Source organism: Anaerospora sp., from assembly GCF_032013335.1.
Classification (GTDB): domain Bacteria; phylum Bacillota; class Negativicutes; order Sporomusales; family DSM-15969; genus Anaerospora.
This window is the reverse complement of sequence record NZ_DALZUO010000034.1, coordinates 14,839-37,280: the sequence shown is the minus strand read 5'-3', so window position 1 is coordinate 37,280 and position 22,442 is coordinate 14,839. Positions and strand designations below refer to the sequence as shown.

General features: G+C 46.0%; 23 protein-coding genes. 5 read left to right on the top strand and 18 right to left on the bottom strand.

Annotation, left to right across the window (positions count from 1 at the left end; genetic code table 11):
• From RTR76_RS19020 to RTR76_RS18950, 15 genes are all read right to left on the bottom strand, one after another.
• On the bottom strand, nucleotides 1-1,130 hold a 1,130-nt coding region (locus RTR76_RS19020), incomplete at its 3' end, for a SpoVR family protein (RefSeq protein ID WP_312523920.1).
• Nucleotides 1,130-2,293, bottom strand: a complete 1,164-nt coding sequence (yhbH, locus tag RTR76_RS19015; RefSeq protein WP_312523919.1) for a sporulation protein YhbH — start codon at nucleotides 2,291-2,293, stop codon at nucleotides 1,130-1,132. The genes RTR76_RS19020 and yhbH, both read right to left, overlap by 1 nt.
• 42 nt (nucleotides 2,294-2,335) lie before the next feature.
• Nucleotides 2,336-4,264, bottom strand: a complete 1,929-nt coding sequence (locus tag RTR76_RS19010) for a PrkA family serine protein kinase (protein ID WP_312523918.1) — start codon at nucleotides 4,262-4,264, stop codon at nucleotides 2,336-2,338.
• Between the two features lie 789 nt (nucleotides 4,265-5,053).
• Nucleotides 5,054-6,781 (bottom strand): methyl-accepting chemotaxis protein, encoded by a 1,728-nt coding sequence (locus RTR76_RS19005; protein WP_312523914.1) that lies wholly within the window; start codon nucleotides 6,779-6,781, stop codon nucleotides 5,054-5,056.
• A 460-nt stretch (nucleotides 6,782-7,241) separates the two neighbouring features.
• Complete coding sequence (speD, locus tag RTR76_RS19000; protein WP_312523913.1) at nucleotides 7,242-8,063, bottom strand: adenosylmethionine decarboxylase; 822 nt, start codon at nucleotides 8,061-8,063, stop codon at nucleotides 7,242-7,244.
• Between the two features lie 163 nt (nucleotides 8,064-8,226).
• Nucleotides 8,227-8,712, bottom strand: a complete 486-nt coding sequence (locus tag RTR76_RS18995) for a YfcE family phosphodiesterase (protein WP_312523911.1) — start codon at nucleotides 8,710-8,712, stop codon at nucleotides 8,227-8,229.
• Nucleotides 8,709-9,305, bottom strand: a complete 597-nt coding sequence (locus RTR76_RS18990; protein ID WP_312523910.1) for an XTP/dITP diphosphatase — start codon at nucleotides 9,303-9,305, stop codon at nucleotides 8,709-8,711. Before RTR76_RS18990 ends, RTR76_RS18995 begins: the two co-directional genes overlap by 4 nt.
• Nucleotides 9,302-10,042: a ribonuclease PH gene (gene rph, locus RTR76_RS18985; protein WP_312523908.1), complete on the bottom strand. Its 741-nt coding sequence runs from the start codon at nucleotides 10,040-10,042 to the stop codon at nucleotides 9,302-9,304. Before rph ends, RTR76_RS18990 begins: the two co-directional genes overlap by 4 nt.
• Before the next feature lie 12 nt (nucleotides 10,043-10,054).
• Nucleotides 10,055-11,380: a histone deacetylase gene (locus RTR76_RS18980; protein WP_312523906.1), complete on the bottom strand. Its 1,326-nt coding sequence runs from the start codon at nucleotides 11,378-11,380 to the stop codon at nucleotides 10,055-10,057.
• Entirely contained in the window at nucleotides 11,370-13,016 is a 1,647-nt protein-coding gene (locus RTR76_RS18975) for a hydantoinase/oxoprolinase family protein (protein WP_312523899.1), read from the bottom strand. The genes RTR76_RS18980 and RTR76_RS18975 overlap by 11 nt, the downstream gene beginning before the upstream one ends.
• A gap of 64 nt (nucleotides 13,017-13,080) precedes the next feature.
• Nucleotides 13,081-13,749 (bottom strand): coenzyme F420-0:L-glutamate ligase, encoded by a 669-nt coding sequence (locus RTR76_RS18970; RefSeq protein ID WP_312523896.1) that lies wholly within the window; start codon nucleotides 13,747-13,749, stop codon nucleotides 13,081-13,083.
• 11 nt (nucleotides 13,750-13,760) lie between these two features.
• Complete coding sequence (locus RTR76_RS18965) at nucleotides 13,761-14,297, bottom strand: hypothetical protein (protein ID WP_312523894.1); 537 nt, start codon at nucleotides 14,295-14,297, stop codon at nucleotides 13,761-13,763.
• Between the two features lie 47 nt (nucleotides 14,298-14,344).
• Complete coding sequence (gene murI / locus RTR76_RS18960; protein ID WP_312523891.1) at nucleotides 14,345-15,151, bottom strand: glutamate racemase; 807 nt, start codon at nucleotides 15,149-15,151, stop codon at nucleotides 14,345-14,347.
• Nucleotides 15,152-15,208: 57 nt separating this feature from the next.
• The gene (locus RTR76_RS18955) at nucleotides 15,209-15,622 is read right to left on the bottom strand and encodes a thioesterase family protein (RefSeq protein WP_312523889.1); all 414 of its coding nucleotides are present in this window, start codon (nucleotides 15,620-15,622) and stop codon (nucleotides 15,209-15,211) included.
• Complete coding sequence (locus RTR76_RS18950; protein WP_312523888.1) at nucleotides 15,619-16,050, bottom strand: DUF3842 family protein; 432 nt, start codon at nucleotides 16,048-16,050, stop codon at nucleotides 15,619-15,621. The genes RTR76_RS18955 and RTR76_RS18950 overlap by 4 nt, the downstream gene beginning before the upstream one ends.
• A 226-nt stretch (nucleotides 16,051-16,276) precedes the next feature.
• Here RTR76_RS18950 and RTR76_RS18945 point away from each other — a divergent pair, with 226 nt between their 5' ends.
• The 5 genes from RTR76_RS18945 to RTR76_RS18925 all read left to right on the top strand — a co-directional run bounded on the left by RTR76_RS18945 (nucleotide 16,277) and on the right by RTR76_RS18925 (nucleotide 18,768).
• Nucleotides 16,277-16,417, top strand: a complete 141-nt coding sequence (locus RTR76_RS18945; protein WP_312523886.1) for a hypothetical protein — start codon at nucleotides 16,277-16,279, stop codon at nucleotides 16,415-16,417.
• Between the two features lie 123 nt (nucleotides 16,418-16,540).
• The gene (locus RTR76_RS18940) at nucleotides 16,541-17,038 is read left to right on the top strand and encodes a DUF1003 domain-containing protein (protein ID WP_312523882.1); all 498 of its coding nucleotides are present in this window, start codon (nucleotides 16,541-16,543) and stop codon (nucleotides 17,036-17,038) included.
• Nucleotides 17,039-17,233: 195 nt separating this feature from the next.
• Nucleotides 17,234-17,956 carry a hypothetical protein gene (locus tag RTR76_RS18935; protein ID WP_312523880.1) on the top strand — a complete coding sequence of 241 codons (723 nt, stop codon included), beginning with the start codon at nucleotides 17,234-17,236 and terminating at the stop codon, nucleotides 17,954-17,956.
• Between the two features lie 86 nt (nucleotides 17,957-18,042).
• Nucleotides 18,043-18,519 (top strand): hypothetical protein, encoded by a 477-nt coding sequence (locus tag RTR76_RS18930; RefSeq protein WP_312523878.1) that lies wholly within the window; start codon nucleotides 18,043-18,045, stop codon nucleotides 18,517-18,519.
• A 75-nt stretch (nucleotides 18,520-18,594) separates the two neighbouring features.
• Nucleotides 18,595-18,768 carry a hypothetical protein gene (locus RTR76_RS18925; RefSeq protein WP_312523871.1) on the top strand — a complete coding sequence of 58 codons (174 nt, stop codon included), beginning with the start codon at nucleotides 18,595-18,597 and terminating at the stop codon, nucleotides 18,766-18,768.
• Between the two features lie 278 nt (nucleotides 18,769-19,046).
• Here the strand turns inward: RTR76_RS18925 and RTR76_RS18920 are convergent, their stop codons facing one another.
• Genes RTR76_RS18920 through RTR76_RS18910 form a run of 3 tightly spaced genes read right to left on the bottom strand, consistent with a single transcriptional unit; the run spans nucleotide 19,047 to nucleotide 22,440 of the window.
• Complete coding sequence (locus tag RTR76_RS18920) at nucleotides 19,047-19,865, bottom strand: FAD binding domain-containing protein (RefSeq protein WP_312523868.1); 819 nt, start codon at nucleotides 19,863-19,865, stop codon at nucleotides 19,047-19,049.
• Nucleotides 19,859-20,329 (bottom strand): 2Fe-2S iron-sulfur cluster-binding protein, encoded by a 471-nt coding sequence (locus tag RTR76_RS18915; RefSeq protein WP_312523866.1) that lies wholly within the window; start codon nucleotides 20,327-20,329, stop codon nucleotides 19,859-19,861. Before RTR76_RS18915 ends, RTR76_RS18920 begins: the two co-directional genes overlap by 7 nt.
• Nucleotides 20,326-22,440: a xanthine dehydrogenase family protein molybdopterin-binding subunit gene (locus RTR76_RS18910; protein WP_312523857.1), complete on the bottom strand. Its 2,115-nt coding sequence runs from the start codon at nucleotides 22,438-22,440 to the stop codon at nucleotides 20,326-20,328. The genes RTR76_RS18915 and RTR76_RS18910 overlap by 4 nt, the downstream gene beginning before the upstream one ends.
• Nucleotides 22,441-22,442: the final 2 nt, after the last annotated feature.

The following is a 22,442-nucleotide window of genomic DNA, read 5'->3' as shown; positions in this document are numbered from 1 at the left end:
AAAATGAGCTTGCTTCCTTCCACCGCAGCCGGGACAATAGCCGGAACTGATGCTATACCGGTAGCATTCGCCAATGAATCACGAACAGCTTTCCAGCCCTGGTCATCACTGACCTCTGTCACAACCAATTCATCTCCTTTTGCCGCATAAGCAAAAAGATGCAGTTCCTCACATAACTCCTGCGAAAGGTAACGCCTCAAAAAAGATTGATCCCGTTCATTCGCCCGCACCTCCATGATAAAATCAATACCATGCTTTTTATCCAGGTATTCAAACATTTTAAAGCCGACAAAATAGGGATTGAGCTGACCGGGATAGGGACGGATGACCAGGTTGTGGCGCTGCAGAAACTCCAGATAGAGAGCCTGGTCAATGTCGAGCTGCTGCAGTAATTTGTAATGCCAGTAACTGGCCCAGCCTTCGTTCATAATTTTTGTTTCCATTTGCGGAATAAAATACAGCGTTTCCTCCCGGACGATGTGTACCAAATCCCGCTCCCAATCAGCCAGCCTGCCCCTGTCTGCCAGAAACAGCAGCAAGTCCTGCTGATGCCGCTCGACAATTTCAGAACCAGTCGCTGCAGCAAGATCACTCCGCCTTACCTCGGGACCCGCGCCATTCCTCGCGGTCTGAAAGCGCAGTCCATGGGCAGCGTCTAAAATGCGTTCCACTTTTTCCGGCCCAATGCCAGGAGTTTGTATATAGCCGCGCACCCTGTCAGCATGCGCTTTAAAGGTCTCCACCGTCAAATCTGCCCTGGTGTCGCGGCGAAAAAGGCGGTTATTTTTAAAAAAGTCATTATGGCCATAAACATGTGCCATGGTAAGGATCTGCAGCAGCAGCGTGTTGTCCCGCATAAGGTACGCAATACAAGGATCAGAATTAATGACCATTTCGTAAGGAAGCCCGGAAAGGTTGTGTTGATAAAAGGTCTTCTGCCGTTCGTAAGATTTGCCGAAGCTCCAGTGAGGATAATGGCTGGGCATTCCCACATAGGCTTCATAGCACAGCATATCTTCATAGCTGCACACTTCAAACTGCTGTTCATAGCAATCAAGTCCGTTAGCTTTCACCAAGCCTTCAATTTCCTCATTCCAGTCTTTGAGCTGCTCCAGGTTATAGCCGACCATTATTCACCGCCCCCTTCCGCCTTGGCCAGAATATTTCTAAAGGCCGGCCATACATCTTCTTTTGCCGTTATTGTAGCCGTAACAAAGCGGTCAGAGCGTATTTGTTCCCGGAAAAGCTGACCGATTGATTGCTGCCAGTACCCACTGGCAGCCACTTCACCATAACCGAACAAGTTGCATACTTCACAGAGTTCTTCTGCTAACTCCAGCGCCCGGGGATTATCTTCCGTCCAGTTATCGCCATCGGAGCAATGAAAGGCATAGATGTTCCAAACCTCGGGATTATAGCGCTGTTCAATAATTTCCAATGCCTTGGCATAACCACTGGAAATAAACGTTCCTCCAGATTCGCCTTTGTGAAAAAACTCCTGCTCATTCACTTCCTTAGCCTCTGTAGTATGAGCAACAAAAGCTACTTCCACATTTTCGTAACGATAACGGACAAATTGATACAGCAAGAAATAAAAACTGCGGGCCAGGTACTTTTTGGTTTGATCCATCGACCCCGACGTGTCCATAATGCAGATCACCACAGCATTGGAATGACGGCGCTGTTCCTCTTTCACCCGGAAAAACCGCAGATCTTCTTCACGGAACGGCTGACGATCTCCAAGGGCAGCGCCGGAACGCTGTACTGTTTTTGTTCGTTTGATTTTTTCCATGACTGATTTCTTTTTAGCCAGACGCGGGGGGATGCCTTTTCGTTGAAAACCCGACTGCTTATAACGCCTTGTTGCCTCAATAGAGGCCAGTTTTTTGCGCTCCATATCGGGAAGCTGCAAATCTTCAAACAGATACTCTACCAGTTCATCCAATGTTATTTCCGTCTCAAAAACATCTTCGCCTGCATCGCTGCCAGGCCCGCCTGTCCCTTGCCCCTGGCTCTCTTCCCCGTTTGCCTTGCCGACAACCTGGCCCCGTTTTTCGTTTCCCTGTCCCCCGCTTGCGCCGGAGTTGTTTTTACCATAAATAAACTGATATTCCTTAATTCCTTTTATCGGTACTTTGATTTTTTTATCGCCCTGCTGACCGATAATGCTCTCTTCAGCGACAATACTGCCAACATTCTTTTTAATAGCCTCTTCAACCAATTGGCGATGACGCTTGCGATCCCATTGAGAACGGTCCGACGGGGTAAGGCTGCCATCCTTGAAGATTGCCATGACACATTTCTCCTCTCTGGCCGCTGCAGATTCGGGACACTATTAATCGCGCCATAAGTTATTAGCAGCATATTTTAAGATTACATTGCAGCAATGATCGCAATACCCATTGCGCTGCATTTCTTCAACCATGGCATTGTATTTGCCGTCCTGTTCGCCATCGCGGACACGGGCTTTCGTGATAACACGTGATAATTCCTTAACCGATACAGTCAGCTTCTTCTCAATCGCTTCTTTCAATGGCTCATAGCTCTTGTAATCAATTTTTCCGCCGCTGCGCAGCAGCGAGAACATATAAGCTGTTACATCCTGCCTAAAGCCAAGAGCAGCTGTGCCGGTGATACCGATCTGCTCTTCAATGGACTGCAGGAATTTTACATCACACTCCAGCTCTTCACCAGTACTCTTATCCTTGATTTTTGCTGAATTAACAAAAGCCTCCGAGTGATCCAGATAGTTATTGAACAAGCTTTCTGCCTGCTCCTGATAGCCGTAAATAAAGGCACGGGTAACCTCTTTCTCGAGCAGCTTATTATATTCTTTCTTCAGCGTATCCTGCAGGAACCCCAAATAGCGTTTTTTATCATCCTCATTAATTACCATTTCTTTTACTGCCTTTATCAGCGTATCAAGCACGGTAATCGGGTTAATACAATTGTGTTCTGAATCGGAAAGAGCTGTATCCAGCGCCTTCATAATAAACCGGGTAGAGATACCAGTCATGCCTTCACGGGCAGCCTCTTCCCTCAGTTCGGTAATATCCACTTTCTTTGTGGAGCCTTTTTCTACAATTTCCTCACCATTATATATTTTAAGCTTAGTAAGGGGATCGACCTTTGCTGACGGAGCCAAACGAGTCAAAATTGCAAACATCGACGCCATTTCAACTGTATGGGGCGCAATATGGGCACTAAAAGCACTATTGGAAAGCATCTTGCGATAGATTTTCACTTCTTCTTCGAGCTCCAGACAATAAGGCACTTCAACTTTCACGATACGGTCCAAAATCGCTTCATTGGTGTGATCTGATTTGAAGCGGTTCCATTCGGCTTCATTGGAATGAGCCAAAATGATACCGTCAAAATAAATCATTGAGCCTTTGCCCGGAGAAGGAATGGATTTTTCCTGTGTCGCAGTAATCATGGTGTGCAAATATTCCACATCATTTTTGAAAACCTCAATGAACTCAACGATCCCTCGGTTGCCTACATTGAACGCACCATTAAGGGATAATACCCGGGGATCATCCTCCGGATACATGTCCATTTTTGAAATATCTACCGAACCGGACAACACGGACGTGTCTTGATTGTTGGGATCCACCGGCGGCACAACGCCAACTCCCTTGCGTGACCGGACAGAAAACTCGGTTGTTGTTACCGGTACGTTTTCAAATTCACCTTTATATTCGTGTTTCAAGCGCCAGCGGCAAACGGGGCAGAGATCTCCTTCAATTTTAATGCCAAGCATTTTCTCAAAACTCGGACGAAGATGCTTCGGTATTAAGTGCAGAGGCTCTTCCCGCATCGGGCAGTCCTTGATAATGTACGTGGGCGGAGCCATTTCCAGCGCTTTCTTCAAGGCTTCCATTAAGGATGATTTACCGGCGCCTACTGGCCCTACCAAATACAAGACCTGTCTGGCTTCTTCCCCGCGCATGGCGGCGGAATGGAAATAGCGCATAATTTTCATGATACTTTTGTCAATACCATAAAAATCATCTTTAAAGAACGTATATTTTTTGATCACTTCATTACCATACAACCGTTTGAGGCGGGGATTGTCTTCCCCGCTAACAGCCTCAACGCCGCGGGCATTTAGAAGTTCATGCATGCGCTGATGGGCCAGCATGGCTATCTTTGGATTCTTTTTTACAATAGCCAGATAATCCAGCAGCGTTCCGGAAAAATGTTGATGCTTCCGTTCTTCGCGATCCTGTTTAATGAGTCCGGCAAAATCCAAATCAGTCATACTCAGGCCCTCCTTTTAAAATTTGTTGTTAGTAGTCAAAGATATCTTGGGGATTTGTTAAGTCAACTTCTTCTTCGTAGATGTTTTCCAGCATAGTTTACATCCCCTTTCTATTCACAAAGGACACTTGTCCTTGTTGTTTTTAATTTACCATAATCATTACTTTTTGTCCATACGGATGTTTATGGTAAACAAAGAGAAGCTATCGCACTAAGAAATTAGTACGATAGCCTTTTGTAAAAAGACAAAAGGGGTTATCTCGAATAGATTTAAAAACCTAATTGAGACAGCCCTCTCGTAGTATGGGGAAAAAGCCCGGTTCGTCCTTTTGTCATTGCCACAAACGGACCAAAAAGTCTAGGCCTATCTTCCAATAGCCTTGGAAAATTACCGACTTACTAAAATTCGCAAACTCGCTTTCGCTCAGACAGTACGAATTTCTTAACGTAAGCCGGCAATTTTCCATCCTTCGGACCGGCTATTTCCAGAAGGGCCAAAGAACGAGAAACAGTTACGAAGGAACGTAAATCCCATATCTTCTCCGTTCCTTGTTTTGGCCCTCCGACCGTTACTGAAATTGCCGTCCCGCAGGGTGGAAACAAGCCTTTCTGGCGTAAAGAAATTCCGACTGTTTGAGCGCAGCGAGTTTCGGAATTTTAGCAAGGAAGGCTTGTTTCCAAGGCTATTTCTGTACAGTTCTTGATTTTTTGGTACTTTTGCATCAAGGCAAAAGTACATCACGGTGTCTTTCACCTCTTACTAAACTCATAAAGTCTTCGACAAGTCGATTTACTGGACCTTAAACTTATTCACTGCACTTTGCAGCTCCTCAGCCATACGGGACAAGGTCTGGCTTGCATCCGTTATTTGCGTCATAGATGCCGCTTCTTCGTCAGTAGCTGCGGCAATCATTTGCGTCTGGCTTGTTATGTCTTTGCCGGTTGAGTCAATAGCCCGTACTGCCAATACAATTTTCTGACTGCCGCCGGACATGTGGTGAATCGCAGAAGAAATCTCCTGTACCTGCCTAGTCACGTGATTGATAAGCTCCACTATCCGATTAAACGACTGCCCTGCATCATCGACAACCTGGCTGCCTTTTTTCACTTCTTTTGTGCCTTCTTCCATGGCGTTCACCGCCTGCCCTGTCTCCTGCTGAATCTGATGAATAAGGAAAGCAATCTGTTTGGCCGCTTCCTGTGATTGATGCGCTAATTTACGCACTTCATCAGCAACAACTGCAAAGCCCCGCCCCTGATCACCTGCGCGAGCCGCTTCAATCGCAGCATTTAAAGCAAGCAGATTAGTCTGGCTGGCAATGCCGGCAATGGTATCAACAATTTGACCAATTTCCTGCGAATGCTCCCCAAGCCGTACTACCACATCAGACAACCCAAGAACAGTCCGCTCAATATTCGCCATTTGCGACGTTACTGAGGATATGGATTGAACCCCGTTTTGGGCCGCTGTTGCCGTTTCACGGGACATATCGGACATTTGATCAGTATTAACGGCAATTTGGGCAATACCGCTGGACATTTCTTCTACAATTGACAGCGCTTCATTCACTGCCGTCATTTGACTTTCCGAATTCTGATGTACTTCCGAAATGGAGCTCGCTACCTGATCGGCAGCACTGGCCGAATGATCGACAATTGCCGTTAATTCCTGGGCAGAACCTGCAACCTGGCGGGATAGATGATGAATGCTCTGAACAATCGCTTTAATGCTGTCTTGCATCGCATTCATTGCCGTCGCCAGCTGCCCCAGCTCATCTTTGGACTTGACGACAATCGGACCGGTCAGATCGCCTTCGGCAAAGCGATTGGCTCCGTCCACCATTTTTGTAAGCGGATTGATAATGGCACGAGTCAGCCCAATACTCAAAACTAACCCTACAATGAAAGCTACAGCACAGACAATTAAACCGATCGTATTAGCCTGCTGTGTATACCACTGCGATAGGCGGATGCTGTCATCAACAACCGTTTTGTTTTCTGTGACTACCGCCTTCATGACCGAAGTAACCTGATCACCAATCGGCACCATACGCTCGGCCATCCGTGATACTTCCCCCTTAAGCGCCTGTGCTCTTTCTGCATTGCCTGCAGCGAGCTCGCTATGATAAGCCCTTACAAGAGGTGCAAGATCGTTCATAATGATATCGCTGTATTTTGCAGTGTCGCGAATGATCTTTTGAGCATCGCCCCGTTTATCCTCTTCTACTACATCAACAAATTGATATTGCAAAACAACTGTTTCGCTCAATGCCTTTTCCACTTGCTTATAGTTCTGCGTATCACCATAGGCAATAAAGCGGGTAGCACTTGCCGCCCCTTCGGTAAAACTATTCTGAATTTGCATGGCAAGAATTAACCGCTGACTGGAAATTTGAATGGAATCGAGATTGTGGCCTGACTTAGCCAGCGAGAGAAAAGAAACCACCCCTAAAATGCCAATGAGTGCTAACATCACCACAAAACCAACCGTGATTTTTACACCAATTTTTACTCTCATTTCTCTCATCTCCTCTCGTTTGTACACACAAGAGAGCAAGGAATAAAAAAAGACTTGTTCAGAACATTCTGCTCTGATACAAGCTTCATTGCTTACACACACGCCCTCTGTCAATAGACTAATTTTACCATTACATTGTAACTTTGACAAGAAAATTTAACATAATTTTACCAAACAGTTAATTTTATTGTACTATTTTACAATTATTACTCATTTATAAACGAAAAAGAACCTAGCATACAGCCTCATCGTTACAATGAAGCTGTAAACTAAGTTCATTTATTGCAAACTAGCTGTAAACTAGTATCTTGTCAGTTCTAAAACAGTAGGATAATGGCGAGGCTATTTTTTGCAAACCAAGGCGGAGAAGGGGGGCATACCGGATGTATGCTGACCGACGATAACGAAGGGTTGCGGAAAATAGACCGTCAGTATTCACTGGAGTAGGGCTGACAAGGTACTAGCCTTTTACCTTCGGAATATTACGTCCGTAAAAAATCTCAGCCATTTCTTTTTTCAGACGCTGTTTAATTTTCTTTTTCTCACCAGGAATCAAATCTTTCTGGGCAGTCCCAAAAAGGTAGTTGTCCATATCGAACTCTTTCAAAATCATCTTGGTATGAAAAATGTTTTCCTGATAAACATTCACATCAATCATATGATACAAATCGCGCGTTTCATCAGCAATATAGTTTTGGATGGAATTGATCTTATGATCAATATAAAACTTTTTGCCGTTCACGTCACGTGTAAAACCACGCACACGGTAATCAAGAATCACAATATCCGAATTAAAACTGTTAATCAAATAATTCAGGACCTTTAGCGGCGAGATTTCGCCACAGGTTGATACATCAATATCAGCACGGAATGTACTGATCCCTTTATCAGGATGGCTTTCCGGATAGGTATGGACGGTAATATGACTTTTGTCCAAATGACAGACAACCGAATCAGACTGAGGATCTTCTGCATCGGTCAGCATTTCCATGGTATGGTGATCGGGTACTTTTCCCTCCGAGATCAGCATAGTCACACTGGCTCCCTGAGGATCATAATCCTGGCTGGCAATATTTAAGATGTTAGCGCCGATAATATTGGCGACTTCCTTAAGGATACTGGTCAGCCGCTCGGCATTATACTCTTCATCAATGTATTGTATATATTCTTGTCTGTGCTGCGGCGTCCTTGCATAACAAATGTCATACATATTGAAACTCAGCGTCTTTGTCAGGTTATTAAACCCATATAACTTAAGTTTCTTGAGTGTTTTTACTTCCATTTCCCTACCTCACCAACTGATAAGAATTTTTTTATATACAACTTTTTATTATATAGTATACACAGAAAAACTGACAACGTAAATCAATATATGCCAGAAAAAGACGGCTCCGTTTTTTAGCGAAAAAAGGAGGCTCGCTGTCCAGAGCAGCAAGCCTCCTTTTTTATGCTTTTGCCACTTCTATCAAATGAGCCTGTATAGCGCCATCGGGACCAATATCCAAAACACCACAGCTGGCCTTGCTGCCTCCGCGGGGACGGGACGGACTGCCGGGATTAAACACAATGAGGTTTTCCCTGCAGGTAATATCCGGTATATGGCTGTGCCCATAAACCACTGCTTGAACACCATATTTCTTGCCCCACCAGATTAAATCTGCCACCCGGTCTTTGGCCGGATAACGATGACCATGAGTAAGCCATATTTTTACCGGTCCTGCATCAATATATTCATCAATTTTAGCTCCTGTCGTCCCATCGCAGTTACCCTGTACTGCGGTAACTTCCAAACCGGTAAACTCAGCTAAAAAATGACTATCCTGACTGTAGTCGCCGCCGTGAAGCCAGCAATCAACCGGTCCTGCTGCGATAACAGCCCGGCGGATAGCAGCCATATCACCATGGGTATCACTCATTACGCCAATCTTCATGACAAATAGCCTGCCAGTTTTTCGACCATTACAGCCATTGCTTTTCCCCGGTGACTGACGGCATTTTTTTCCTCTACCGTCATCTGAGCAAGAGTCTTATTATATTCCGGCATAAAAAACAGTGGATCATAACCAAAACCGCCGCTGCCCTGAGGCGCCTGCAGAATAACTCCTTCACAGGTTCCATCGGCAGTCATTACCTGTCCATCTGTATCACAAAAGGCCAGCACACAACGAAAGCGTGCGGTCCGGGCAGCATTTGGCATTTCGCCCAGTTCCTTCAGCATTTTTTCATTATTATCACGATCTGTGGCGCCAGGCCCGGCAAAACGGGCTGAATAAACCCCCGGGCGTCCATTAAGACCGTCTGCTTCCAGCCCCGAGTCGTCAGCCAGACAGGCGCAGCCTGTCGCTTGCGCGTAGTAGCGGGCTTTGAGCAGAGAATTAGCAGCAAAAGTAGTACCTGTTTCCTCAGGCTCTTCAATATTCCCATATTCACTTACAGCTCTCACAACGACTTTAAGCGGAGCAAGTGCTGCAGCAAGCTCAGCCACCTTACCAGCATTTTTGGTAGCTACGACAATTTCTTTCAAGGTACTCGCCCCACTTTCCAGGCAAGAGGTCCCAAGGCATCTTTTTGCAGATCAATCAGCTCATTAATCCCCAGCTCACCTAAACGGAGCAGTTCGCTCATCTGTTCCTTAGTAAAAGGATGTTGTTCTCCGGTTCCCTGCACTTCAACAAACTGCCCGGCACCAGTCATCACTACATTCATGTCCACTACCGCATTTGAGTCTTCTTCATAACACAAATCAAGCACTGCCTGGTCTTTGAGCAGACCAACACTGATCGCTGCCAGAAAATCCTTCACTGGGAAAATCTTATCTTCCGAATAAAAGGTATTCACTGCATCAACGAGGGCAACATATGCGCCGGTAATCGCTGCCGTACGGGTTCCACCGTCGGCTTGAATAACATCGCAATCGATCCAGATTGTTTTTTCACCTAAGGCTTTTGTATTGACAACACTGCGCAACGCCCGGCCAATAAGTCGCTGAATTTCCTGTGTTCTGCCGGTTTGCTTGCCTCGTGCCGCTTCACGGGGATTGCGGGTTTGTGTCGAACGGGGCAGCAGGGAATATTCCGCCGTTACCCAGCCTTCACCACAGCCCTTTAAAAAAGGAGGTACTTTTTCTTCTACTGTAGCAGCACAAATTACCTTTGTATTGCCAAATTCAATCAACACCGATCCTTCGGCATATTTTAAATAGTTGCGTGTAATAGATACGGGGCGTAGTTGATCAGCCAGACGGCCATCGGTACGATTCATGAAAAAGCCTCCCTATATTTCTTCCAATATGCTCTGTTCTTTATCCTGGAGAAAATAATACTGATATTGAGCGGCTCGTTTGGCAGCTGCCAAAGCGTCTTTAGCCTCCCGCCGGCATGCAGAGCAAGCCTGTCTCGGAATAATCGCAGCATAGGCCGACTGGCAGCCAAACCCAGTGCCTTCTGCCTGAGTAGCAACTGTCTGGTAGCCGTAACACTTGGGACATATGCGGATTTTTTCCTGCTGTTGTTCGCGAATACCACTGTCATCATAGTAAATGCTGCGTTTACGCTGCCAGCTATCACCTGATTTTTTAATTTCGCGCTGCTTCATTTCATCTCTCACGGCCCAAACCTGCTGCCACTCGGCTACCTGTTTTCTAATATATGCCGTAGTTTGCTCCGTCTGGCGAGGAGCATTGCGCCCTTTATCCGGCTCAATTACTCTGCTGTAATCTAGTCCCGCCATAGCCAGAATAATACCGGTATTCACATACGGCAGTGCATCTTCAATGGAATACCCGCCTTCTAATACAGCAATGTCGGCCTTCAGCTTGTCGGCTAGCTTAGCATACCCCTGTGCCGTTATTGACATGTTCGCCAATGGATCGCTGAAATGATTATCCTGACCGGCAGAATTAATAATCACTTCCGGTTCAAAATCTGCCAGCATCGGCAGAATTAAGTTATCCAGCACATAATGCAGGCCTTCGTCACCGGTACCTGGCGGCAACGGAATATTAATTGTTGACCCAAAGGCATTCGGACTGCCCATTTCCTCCATAAAACCCGTACCGGGATATAAGGTCCGGCCATCTTGATGAAAAGAAATAAACAAGGTATCGGGATCATGATAAAAAATATCCTGTGTGCCGTCACCATGATGTACATCGGTATCAACTATGGCAATTTTTTGTAAGCCATAGGTGTGACGCAGATACTCCGCCATGATTGCCTCAATATTAACCGTACAAAAGCCGCGCGTTCCGTGAACAACACGCATCGCATGATGACCAGGCGGCCGTACCAGAGCAAACGATCGCTTTACCTGTCTTTGCAGTACAGCATCGGCTGCCGCAATCGCACCGCCTGCCGATACCAAATGGGCATCAGTAATTAAGGAGGCGATTCCGGGAACTCCGATATGAACGCGCTCCAAATCAGCAATTGCAGCAAGCTTCGGCTTATATTCGCGTATCTCAGGCAAATCGAAAAGGCCTTCTTCGACAATTTGATCACGCGTATATAATAAACGTTCCTGCCGTTCCGGATGAGTAGGGGAAATTGCCCAGTCAAAGGCCGGAAAAAAAACCAAGCCTAAATTAGCCTTAGTGAACATCGGTCAACACCCCCGGCTTAACTTGCTTACGGCAAGTAATAATTTTACCAGCAGTTTGAAAGCCACGGACAAGATTAAACTCTTCTTCGTAAATTGTTTCCACTTCGCCTGGAATAATTCCAAACCGCCCAGAGCGTTCAGACAGATATTTTTCCGCAAGTTGTCTGACAGCCGCTATCGTCATGCCTCTGCTTGGCAGCTTTTCCTGCAAACCAAGCTCTGCTACGGAAAGCACCTGCCGTTCGGTATCCACGCGCACGGTTATATCGGTTGTTGCCCGTGCTACCGCAGCCCCTAAGGCATTGGCCACAGCACCATTGTCCGGTATCTGGCAAGCCACCCCCATTCGACGGGCCACCAGGGGAGCAAGCCCTTCGGCCGTGCCGCCTACGCCAACAATCGCATGAGGTGTGAAGGTTTTAGTATTCACCATATCGGTAACGGTATATACCGGCCTGGCCTGATGAGCAGCCAGCATCTCACGGACTGCAGTACAAATATTTTCTGCAGCACCGTCAAGTATTTCCTGCGCTGCCTGCTCAGGAGTCTGATCAGGCAGCGCAAGCTTCTCAAGTGCCTGATAAGCAGCTGCCCGGCTGCCAAAATCGACTAAGCCCGCCACAATAAGCGCATCAGCAACAGTCGGCTCCGTACCACCTGCCGCCATTGCAGGACCAACCCTTTCCGGTCCGATGAGCAGCTTGCCACTGCTGCGGCGAACCCAGCTGTCGCCGCCTATCCCAACCGAACGCAGCCAAAAAGCGCGGACTGCCGTTGGATAACCACTGACCGCTGCACCCTGTTCAGCAAACAAGGGGCTGCCCCCGCGCCATAAAGCAATATCCGTTGTAGTTCCACCAATATCAAGTGATATAGTCTCACCCTCAGCCGTGCCTATTGCCATGATGCCGAGCACACTGGCGGCAGGTCCGGTAAAAATCGCTTCGACTGGCTGGCATTTCGCCAAGGCCAAGGGCATTGTACCGCCATCAGCTTTGAGAATATGTACAGGAGCATTGACACCTCTCGCGAATAAGGCCCCTTCTACAGCTGCGGCAAACCAGCTGAACCTGCGCCATACGGCAGCATTAAAATAAGCCGAATTGGTTCGCCGCAAAAAATTGAGCGAGCCGGCAATTTGCGAGGCGACTGTTACATGCTCTGTTCCGGTCCTGGCAATTATTTCCCGGGAAACGGTCATTTCCTGAGCAGCATTACGGACGGCAAATTTTCCTGATACGGCAAAGCAGTGCTTATCCGCAAAAGTCTTGCAGGCTTCAGCTATCTCCTCGTTAATCATCTTTGCGGCTTCCCTGCCCCGGTGGTCGATATAACCGGAGAGTACGACTGCTTTAGCAGGCAGGAGAGACTCAATATTCAAACCCGGTCCGGGAATAACAAGGAGTCCTACGGGATCGGTTTTTCCTTCCACTAAGCTGTTGGTTACCACGGTGGTGGAAAGCGCAACCCTTTCAATAGTACCGGGAGCTTCCCGCATGACGGTGTCAATTGCAGAAAAAATGCCTTGCAGCAAATCCTCGTGAGTAGTAGCTGTCTTGGTTTTAGCTAGCACTTTCCCCTGAAATACAATAACAGCATCTGTAAAAGTTCCGCCTACATCAATCCCCAGCAGCATGTACAATCGCCTCCAACAAACAAGAGAGGATAGGGTTTATTCTATCCTCTCCGCATTTTAAGCCTTACGAGTGTTGAACTACCCGTGCTTCTGCCTGCGCATAATTTCGAATGATAACAACCGGTGTCATCTGCGATGCATTTCCGAATGGATTGTCAATGAGAATTTTAGCAACCTTTTGCGGTTCCAAACCAGCTGTAATTCCGACAACCCGTGCCCGTTTTAAGTCGTTTACATCGGCTACCACGGCACCATAACAGCCAAAACGTTGCTTTATTGCTTCAGCAACGCCTTCCGGATCATCAGGCCCGTACACAATATGCTTGTCAAAAGGAGGCATTGTGCCAGTAACGTCATCAACAAGTGCCGCCTGGGGACCGGCTAATTCATAAAACAACCCGCTGCGCCCAACCAGTTTGCCCAACATGCCCATGAGCATAGCGAAGAACATCCGCCATTCCCCTTCTACATTCATTGCTGCCTGCATGCCGTATATACTGGACATACTCCCTTTTTGCGGTACAAAGCGGCACATGATCCGTGCCAGAATTCCAGGATTAAGCTCTTCAGGGCGAACTGCCCGTCCCTGTGTTATGGCGACCACACTTTCAGCCACCGATACAACATCATTAGGACCGATTTGATCTTTTGCATATTTCTCTATAGCATCTACAATATCATCTTGCGGTGTCAAAATCCGGGTTTTTACCGGTATAAGCTGCAGTTCTTCCACAACAAAACCTCCTATTGCTCCACAACGCCCTGTTGAAGGGCTGCTTGAATTTCCGCTGCCGGCATGACCAGCCGTTTTTTCGATATATACCAGTCTGACCGTGCTACGGCCTGATAAACAATATCGATCGGCATATCCGGCAGATCTGCAAGTGCCTGCTGAATATTTCCGTTTTCATCAGTAAAAGTAAGTGTCAGTACTATTGCATCACCGGTAGTTTTAAAGACAATAAGCGCTTCCCAGTATCCGTCATTACGGCTATTGGATTCCAGCGTCAAACGAGATTGAACATGGCAGCCCTTATAGTATTCATTAGGCATCAAGTGACGGGGATAACAATCCATAATGGTGCCGTCCTGTGTTCCTTTATTCAAAAAGGGAACCGCACAGGAAAAAACGGCCTTCTCTTTTGTTAACTCATCCAAAATAAACTCGCTGCGCCGGTCGACCAGAAAATCAAATTCGGCATCTCCCTGGCGAACTATATACAGCCACAACGCAACCATAACCACTCCGACAACAATAAATAAAAAGGCAAGAAATTCCACAGCAATCCTCCATCCAGAGTTTTCCTCTTTGTAACTATTGTATAAAACTATTGATAATCTTGCAAGTTTACCAGTTCAAAGTCCGGCAGCCGCTGTTCAAACAGATGCTGTGCCATGCGTTTTGCCCGGTCAATATCAGCGGAAAAACAAAATCTCGTGTTGCCGGGACCTTCCTCTGCAAGCAGCTGATGTTTGGCCAGCAGGGCACAGGCATCCTCCGCTGTTTCACGGGCCGGATCGATGAGCGTGACTTCACTTCCTAAAATATCGCTAATTAAGGAACTGATAAACGGATAATGAGTGCATCCGAGAACTAAAGCGTCTACTTTAGCAGCTTTTAAAGAAACAAGATACTCAATTGCCGCTTCCTGGATTTCAGCTCCGCTTACTTTTTCTCCTTCAATTAACGGTACGAACTTCGGACACGCCTGCGGATAAACAGTCGCTTTAGGCTCAATAGCCTTAGCCGCCTTACCGTGTTTCCCGCTTGCTACTGTTGCTTGCGTAGCGATAACGCCGATATTTTTCGTCCGGCTGACTTTTAGTGCAGATCGAATGCCTGTATTTACACCAACCAGCAGAAAAGGGTATTTTTTCTTTGCCATATCCAAGCCTAAGGCAGTCATCGTATTACAGGCAACCACTGCCATTTTAACCTGCTGAGCAGCAAAAAAACGGAGAATCTGATGCATAAAATCAATAATTTCAGCTGGTGACCGCGAGCCGTAGGGAGTTCGGGCCGTATCGCCAAAATAAATAATCTCTTCCTGCGGCATTAACGCTCTCAGTTCTTTTACAACCGTAAGACCGCCAATGCCGGAATCGAAAACACCAATTGGTGCTGACTTATTCACCGAGCCCAACCTCCTCATTTTCAATAGTCTATCTGGGCATCTTCATAATATACCTTACTATCGTGGTTCCTGCCGGTACATACTATCCAATTTTTCAAGCACTTTCGGTTCTAAACGAATAATTCTGCCCTGATTATCGGTAAAAACATTCTGCGTTCTGCCTTCTGCCAGCAGCTTGCCGTCCGCTTCGCGAATAACCCGGTAAGTGAATACCATTTTGGCACGCGATAGTTCAGCCATCGTGGTTTCAATTGAAATAGTATCATCAAATTGGGCTGAGGCCTTGTATTGGCAGCTAACATCAGTAATAGGAAATACAATTCCCTGTGCCATCAGCTCAAGTAGATAAATACCTGCCTGCCGCAAATATTCAACACGCCCCACTTCAAACCAGCGAAAATAATTCGCATGATGAACTACGCCCATCATATCCGTCTCAGCAAAGCGGACCTTCTCTCTTACTGCTATCATACCTTTCCCTCTTTCTCTTTTACGATTTCCCCAACTCGCTGAACAGCTTCCCGGATGTGGTTCACCAGAGGTTTTGCTTCCAGTCCGACGATTGAAAAGTGATTTTGATTAACGGGAATCAAAATTTTAGCAGCATCCGAGCTAGCTACTATTTCAGCAATTTGCGGAGTAATTTCCCCCATCATGGCATTAGGAATTACAATACCAATTGGGCCAACGACAACATCCGCTTTGCGAAGAGATACGCGTACAGCGTTTTCACCGGTTGCACCTCTGGCTGCGCCGGCCCGTACCATATTATTAGTAGCCAGAGCATTCGTGCCGAGAGCAATAATTCCCACCTTTTCTCCTATATGATCTGTCAGCTGAGCTACTACCTGGGCTCCCAGTCCGCCACCCATACCGTCAATAACTGCGATAATCATCATTACCTTCCTTCCGGCACCAAACTGCATTCCCTTTGTTGCAAAACGCTTTATAACATTGTATATTGTACGCTTCTATCCACAATTTGTCAAAATAGCAAAACTCAAAACGGTACTAGTCCCGCACTGACATACAGGAAAAATTACCATGCATATTAGCAAACAATCTGACATATACATAATAACAGGCAAAGCATAACCAAATAAGCTTTTCAACGGAGGTAAGCATATGGGTGGTAGAACTCTTGATCAGTTTCGCAGCCGTCAGCAGGCCAGAGCAAACAGCACAAAACAAACAAGTCAAACAACAAAAAATCAGTCTACTGAAAAGGATAGCTTCTCTACTAAATCTTCTACTCCCAATTCATAAGCAATACAAAAGAACTCCTGAGCTTTCCATCTGCGAAAGCGGGAGTTCTTTTTTTCTGGTATAATTACAGCTATACGGAAAGCGAAATATATGCAATACATAGCGAAGCGAGGTTACCGGCAAATGAGTAATAAGCAGATTTATGGTCCTGCAGCACGATATAATCATAATAAGCACGTAGTCCGGAATATTAACCATCAGTTCCGGGAGCAGCTTACTACCGGGCAGCGCATCGCCGATAAGGTGGCCACAATAGTCGGCAGCTGGCCCTTTATCATCTATCAAAGTATTATCATCACCATATGGATGGCGACCAATGTGTACTTATTCTATTTATCTGCAACCGGTACTGATTTCTTTAAATCCTGGGACCCCTACCCGTTTATCCTGCTTAATCTGGTGTTGAGTTTTCAAGCCGCTTATACCGGCCCGGTTGTTATGATGAGCCAAAACCGGCAATCTGAAAAAGACCGCCTCATGGCCGAACAGGATTATCAAATTAACAAAACAGCGGAAGAAGAGATCAAGATTATTATGGAGCATTTGGTCCATCAAGATGCCATTATGGCCCAAATTCTGACGCGATTAGAAAAACTGGAACAAAATAATGATAAGCGGTGATCCATATGGAAGTACAATGCCCGTATTGTAAAAAGAAACTGACCCTTTTTGCCAGTCAGATTAAGCAAAAGGAATGCCGGATCAAATGTATTGGCTGCGGTTTTGTGATTAAAGTTGCTCCAGGCAAACCTAAATTTAGTACAAATCAATTTAATCGTTTATAATCAACTATTGCCATATAAGGATGTGTTTATCTTGAGATTGTTAAAAATGAATCTGCTCTTCTTACTTGCAGTACTTATTGTATTTATTCCAGTTACCGCTTCTGCTGCAGCAGCGACTATCCAATTAACAGGCGAGATTGCTTATGTCCCAATCGGTGAAGGCTTTTACGGCATTATCGGTGATGACGGACAGAAGTATCAGCCTACAAACTTACCCCGTGAGCTGCGCAAGGCAGGCTTGCCGGTCAAATTTAGTGCAATAAGCCGCAAAGATTCTTTTACCTCCATTATGTGGGGCAATATCATTGAAATACAAACGATAACCAGAATTTCTCCTGCTATTTCCAGTACAGAACGGGCGGCTATCCGGCTGCTGCTTCAGCGCATAGATGCTTTTAATACGAAAGATCTCCACAAGCTCCGGCAAATCGATACTGTTGCCGGGGATTTATCAGAGCAGCAGTTTCTTGAATGGATTGGCAACTTCCATTCCTTTACGTTACGCTACGTAGAAATTACCCATCAAGATTCATCGTCCATAACCGGTGCCTGCATCTATACCCGCGAGAGCGAAGCTCCTGAACTGGCAGACAGTCCTACCATGGCTTATCTGCAGTTTACCCTTGACCGCTCTAAAACAGGCTGGAAACTGACAAAATCCTTATCAGACAGTGTTCCTTATTCGCTAGAGGTTATCAAAAAGAAAGCGCTGGAAAAATACAAAACTGACGACCTATCTACGCTATGGCTATAGAATACAGTTAGCTCCCGAATAGATATTGGGAAGTTAGGAAGAATAAAAATAGTGAATTGCCACCCCCATCGTACTGGAGGTATGATATGATGCCCAAAGAAAAGGTCATACTGTCCGTTATCTTTGTATGTCTGTTGGGAATGCTTGGCGTAACCATCTATAATACTATTTTTTCAGTTCCTCATCTGCAAAGAGCGGAAGATACCCTGCAGCAAGAGTCATATCGCCTTGCTACTTTTCCAGGGGCTACTCTGACCGATTTTAAAATAATCAGAAACAACAGGAGCATTTTGATCTCCCGTATTTATACTACTGATCAGCATTGGAGTAACCTTCATGACTTTTATGTAACAGAAGCCAAAAATAATGACTGGGCACTGGTAATAGACGGTACTATCTCAAAGCCCGCCGAAGAAAACAAGGACCTGCTTGTTTTCAATAAGGATGACTTTGAACTTACGATAGCCATTAATACTACTAAAAACAATTCTTCTTTTCAAATCGATTTATTGTGGTCAGGCTTTAAAAGGAAATCTCCCCTTGGCTTATTTCCCAACATCTGACGGCACAAAAAAGCACACATTCTAATTGTCAACATAAAATACAATAGAACAGCAACTAATCAGGGAGGCATAGTTATGGTTTACCGTTGGGCCTACTGTGACATCTGTTACCTGCCGTGTGGACAGGGATTTGGCGGAGCGCTTAGAGGATTTGGGCATGGCTTCGGCAACGGCTTTGGCGGTGGCTTCGGCCAAAATAACCATTTCATGAATGATATTCACGAACTCGCACATGCTATGAGGGGATAGTTTTATAAGGCCCGAAAAGAGGGATGCTATGACATTCTTTGTAATTGCAGCTTGCGTTGTAATCGCTGTTGTTTTTATAGCAGTAGCCTACTTTGACCGTCTTTCCTATCCCTGGCGCTAAACCGCCACACTAAAGAGAAGCTAGCTAATAGCTTCTCTTTTATTTATACCACTTACCATCTTACCTTTCTGGTGCCTCTGAAGCTGCAGACAAAAAAAAGACCCAAGCTATTAATAAAAAGCTGGGTCTCTTATTTGCTATAAGCTGGGTGCTTAGTTCAAATACCGTTACTTTCCAGGAAATCACGCAGTAAATTCATGCAGACTGTTTTTCTATACTCTGCCGAAATTCTTCCTTTGATCGGAACAATTGCCTGATCGTAAGCTGCAAGATATTGTTCTCTCAAGGTTTTGGCTTCTTCAATCGTTTTATTCTCCAGCATTCCATCAATGTCCGGACGCCTGATAAAACAATCACTTACCGCACCAAAAGCCGTTTTGCAAGCAGCAATTTTTCCATCCACAATATCCATAACAGCAGCGAAGGCTACCCGTGAGATCGCTAAAGCGTCTCTTGCCCCCACTTTTTTATAATAGTAATTAGCAAGTCCGGTCCGGCTTAGCAGGATTTCGACAAGCAGCTCATCCTCTTTGAGAGCGATTTTCTTTCTGCCAAGAAAGAACTCTGCAATGGGAATTATCCGTTCACTGTTCTTGCTTACCAGCCGCAGTTTAGCGTCTGTTGCAAAAAAGATCAGTGTACTATCCCCTTTGGGAGAGCCATTGCAGATATTGCCGCCAGCCGTACCAAGGTTGCGAATTGCCGGAGCAGCAATTTGGGACACCGCTTCCTTCAGAATTGCCGGAATCAGTTCACTTTCCAGAATATCCGTAAATGTAGCGGCAGCGCCTATACGAATATATTGATTATCTTCACTGATCTTTTTCAGTTCCGGTACTTTACCGAGAAATAAATACGTCGCATCCTCTTTCGGTTCAATCATCAGATCAGTTCCCCCGCCGTAAGGCGTGACCACTTCCCGCGCACGAATCTCCAAAGCTTCTTGCAAAGATGTTGCCAAATAACCGTTTACCATAATCCCTGCCCCTCCTTCGCGGCGATAGCAATTGCTTCTACAATCGCATTATAGCCGGTACATCTGCAAAGATTACCCGAAATTCCTTCGCGTATCTCAGCTTCAGTAGGCTTAGGATTTTTAGCAAGTATACATTCGGAGGCAAGCATCATTCCCGGAATACAAAACCCGCACTGGACGGCACTGACTGAAGCATAGGCTTTTTCCAGAACGGCAAAGCGCTCTGTTTCACTGTAACCCTCGATCGTCAACACTGTACTGCCTTCGAGGTTTCCCATCGCTACCATACAGGTATTCACTAAACGGCCATCCAGGATAACGGAGCAGGCACCGCATTCGCCCTCTTTACAGCCGCATTTTACACCAGTGAGACGAAATTCAGCCCGCAGCACATCAAGCAGCCGCTCATTTGCCCTGGCCTGGGAGGTAACCTCCTGACCATTAAGAATAAATTTTATCATCATTTATTCCCCTCCTGTAAAATCCGCATGGCATCTTCTGTTGTAAAGGGTATCTTATTTAAGTTTGCACCAAGTGCATTTTCCATTGCCTCAACATAGGCCGGTGCGGCGCCTACAAGCGGAAGCTCGCCCGCCCCCTTTGCTCCGTAAGGACCATGCGTGTAGGGGTTATTCATAATTTCCGTCACTAGATTAGGCACATCCACGGCTGTGGGGATAATATAATCGCTGAAGCTGTTGTTACGAATGATCCCTTTATCGTTATAATCCATTTGCTCCATTGATGCATAGCCAATCCCCTGCAGGAAACCGCCTTGCATTTGTCCCTGGATAATATTCAGATCGACAGGAACGCCTACATCAAATATTCCCCAGGCACCCACTACCTTTGCAAAAGCTGTCAGCGTATCCACTTCAACCTCAATTACATTAACCGACCATGAATAAGTGGGATAAGCATCGCCTTGAAACTTTTCAAGGCTGAAAGGAATCACAAAATCCGGTTCAACGAAATGTTCTTCAATTACTTGCTCTTCGCCTGGTTTCCAGTCCTTTTTCAACCTCTGTGCGGCCTTCTGCAGCAGTCCTCCAACCGTCATTAACGAGCGGCTTGCTACAGTCGGTCCTGAGTCGGGTACACGATCAGTATCAGGATTCTCTATATATACCTGTTCATAGGGTATTCCTAAGGTATCAGCAACAATCTTGCAAAAAGTAGTTTTTAGGCCCTGGCCGATATCCGTGTTGCTTGCCAACACTTCTACCGTATCATCGGCATTCTTGCGAATTCTTGCGACCGCTTTAATCAGATCCCGCTCACCGCTGCCGGTGAAACCACAGCCATGGAAAAACATAGACAGTCCAATGCCTTTCCGATAGCGGCCAGTCTGCTGCTGATATTGCTTGCGTTTATTGCGGTACCCGGTTAGCTCATCCATTCGGGCCACCATTTCCGGCAGCGGTACATGAAAATGGTACTTACCGCTTGTAGAAGTAGCATCTCCCTGCTTAACCATGTATTTTTCTTTGAGCTCAAGTGACTCCATCCCTAGTGCCTTAGCAATATGATCCATGATCATCTCGACAGCGAAAAAGGTTTGCGGTGCGCCAAAGCCACGGTAGGCGCCACAGGGAACAGTATTTGTCTTAGCAGCCCGCCCTGTTACCCGCAGGTTATCAACCCGGTACACACCATTGGCACAAATCAGGCCGCGCTGCAAAACAACGGGCGACAAAGTGGTATAGGCACCACTATTAAACATAACATCAATATCCATACCAGTAATTTCACCGTTTTTTACGGCTACTTTATAAGTACTGATTGATGGATGGCGTTTTGAGGTAAATTCCATGTCTTCACGCCGATCAAATACTACTTTGACCGGTTTATTTGCTTTTTTTGCCGCTACTGCCACCTGGCAGGCAAGGATGGATGGAAATGCTTCCTTTCCACCAAAGCCGCCGCCGGTAACATCCTGAATAATTTGTACATCTTTGCCGGCGTACCCTAACGCTTTGGCAACCGCGCCATGTACATAATAGGGACACTGCAGCGAGCCCCGTACTGTCATACGCCCGTTATGAGGATACGCAATAATCCCCTGCGTTTCTAAATAAGCCTGCTCTTGATAACCGGTCTGAAAAGTTTCAATAAAAACTTGATCTGCTTCAGCTAAAGCCTGCTCAATATTTCCCTTTTCGTAATTATAATTGAAGAAGATCGTATCCGATTTACGCATGTCCAGTATGGCGGGCAGTTCTTCATAGACGATAACGATTTCGTCCCTGATGCGCTCCACTTCTTTCAGCTCCGGACCGACAACCATCAAGATCGGATCTCCCACATATTCAACCATTTCTGCTGCATAAACAGGTGTATCATCCTGAACAATATGGACCTGATTGATTCCAGTTACATCGCTCTTGTCGACAACGAAATAGCCGTCAGGCAGCTCAGGAAGCTGGATAGCGCTGATCCGCGCTTTTGCTTTAGCAGAACGCAGCAAGCGGCCATAAATCATACCGTCAATCACATGATCATCCACATAAAGAGCACGACCGGTTATTTTTGCTTCATGATCTTTTTTCTTTGCAGATTTACTAATTTTCTCCATAC

Coding starts and splice junctions, on each gene's coding strand:
- RTR76_RS18955 (WP_312523889.1), bottom strand. CDS start 15,622: ATGATAGCAGTAAGAGAGAAGGTCCGCTTTGCTGAGACGGATATGATG.
- RTR76_RS19005 (WP_312523914.1), bottom strand. CDS start 6,781: ATGAGAGTAAAAATTGGTGTAAAAATCACGGTTGGTTTTGTGGTGATG.
- RTR76_RS18915 (WP_312523866.1), bottom strand. CDS start 20,329: ATGATGATAAAATTTATTCTTAATGGTCAGGAGGTTACCTCCCAGGCC.
- RTR76_RS18910 (WP_312523857.1), bottom strand. CDS start 22,440: ATGGAGAAAATTAGTAAATCTGCAAAGAAAAAAGATCATGAAGCAAAA.
- RTR76_RS18930 (WP_312523878.1), top strand. CDS start 18,043: ATGATGCCCAAAGAAAAGGTCATACTGTCCGTTATCTTTGTATGTCTG.
- RTR76_RS19010 (WP_312523918.1), bottom strand. CDS start 4,264: ATGACTGATTTGGATTTTGCCGGACTCATTAAACAGGATCGCGAAGAA.
- speD (WP_312523913.1), bottom strand. CDS start 8,063: ATGGAAGTAAAAACACTCAAGAAACTTAAGTTATATGGGTTTAATAAC.
- RTR76_RS18940 (WP_312523882.1), top strand. CDS start 16,541: ATGAGTAATAAGCAGATTTATGGTCCTGCAGCACGATATAATCATAAT.
- RTR76_RS18995 (WP_312523911.1), bottom strand. CDS start 8,712: ATGAAGATTGGCGTAATGAGTGATACCCATGGTGATATGGCTGCTATC.
- RTR76_RS18950 (WP_312523888.1), bottom strand. CDS start 16,050: ATGATGATTATCGCAGTTATTGACGGTATGGGTGGCGGACTGGGAGCC.
- yhbH (WP_312523919.1), bottom strand. CDS start 2,293: ATGGCAATCTTCAAGGATGGCAGCCTTACCCCGTCGGACCGTTCTCAA.
- RTR76_RS18975 (WP_312523899.1), bottom strand. CDS start 13,016: ATGCTGCTGGGGATTGATGTAGGCGGAACTTTTACAGATGCTGTTATT.
- RTR76_RS18925 (WP_312523871.1), top strand. CDS start 18,595: ATGGTTTACCGTTGGGCCTACTGTGACATCTGTTACCTGCCGTGTGGA.
- RTR76_RS18980 (WP_312523906.1), bottom strand. CDS start 11,380: ATGTTCACTAAGGCTAATTTAGGCTTGGTTTTTTTTCCGGCCTTTGAC.
- rph (WP_312523908.1), bottom strand. CDS start 10,042: ATGAATCGTACCGATGGCCGTCTGGCTGATCAACTACGCCCCGTATCT.
- RTR76_RS18945 (WP_312523886.1), top strand. CDS start 16,277: ATGGGTGGTAGAACTCTTGATCAGTTTCGCAGCCGTCAGCAGGCCAGA.
- RTR76_RS18920 (WP_312523868.1), bottom strand. CDS start 19,865: ATGGTAAACGGTTATTTGGCAACATCTTTGCAAGAAGCTTTGGAGATT.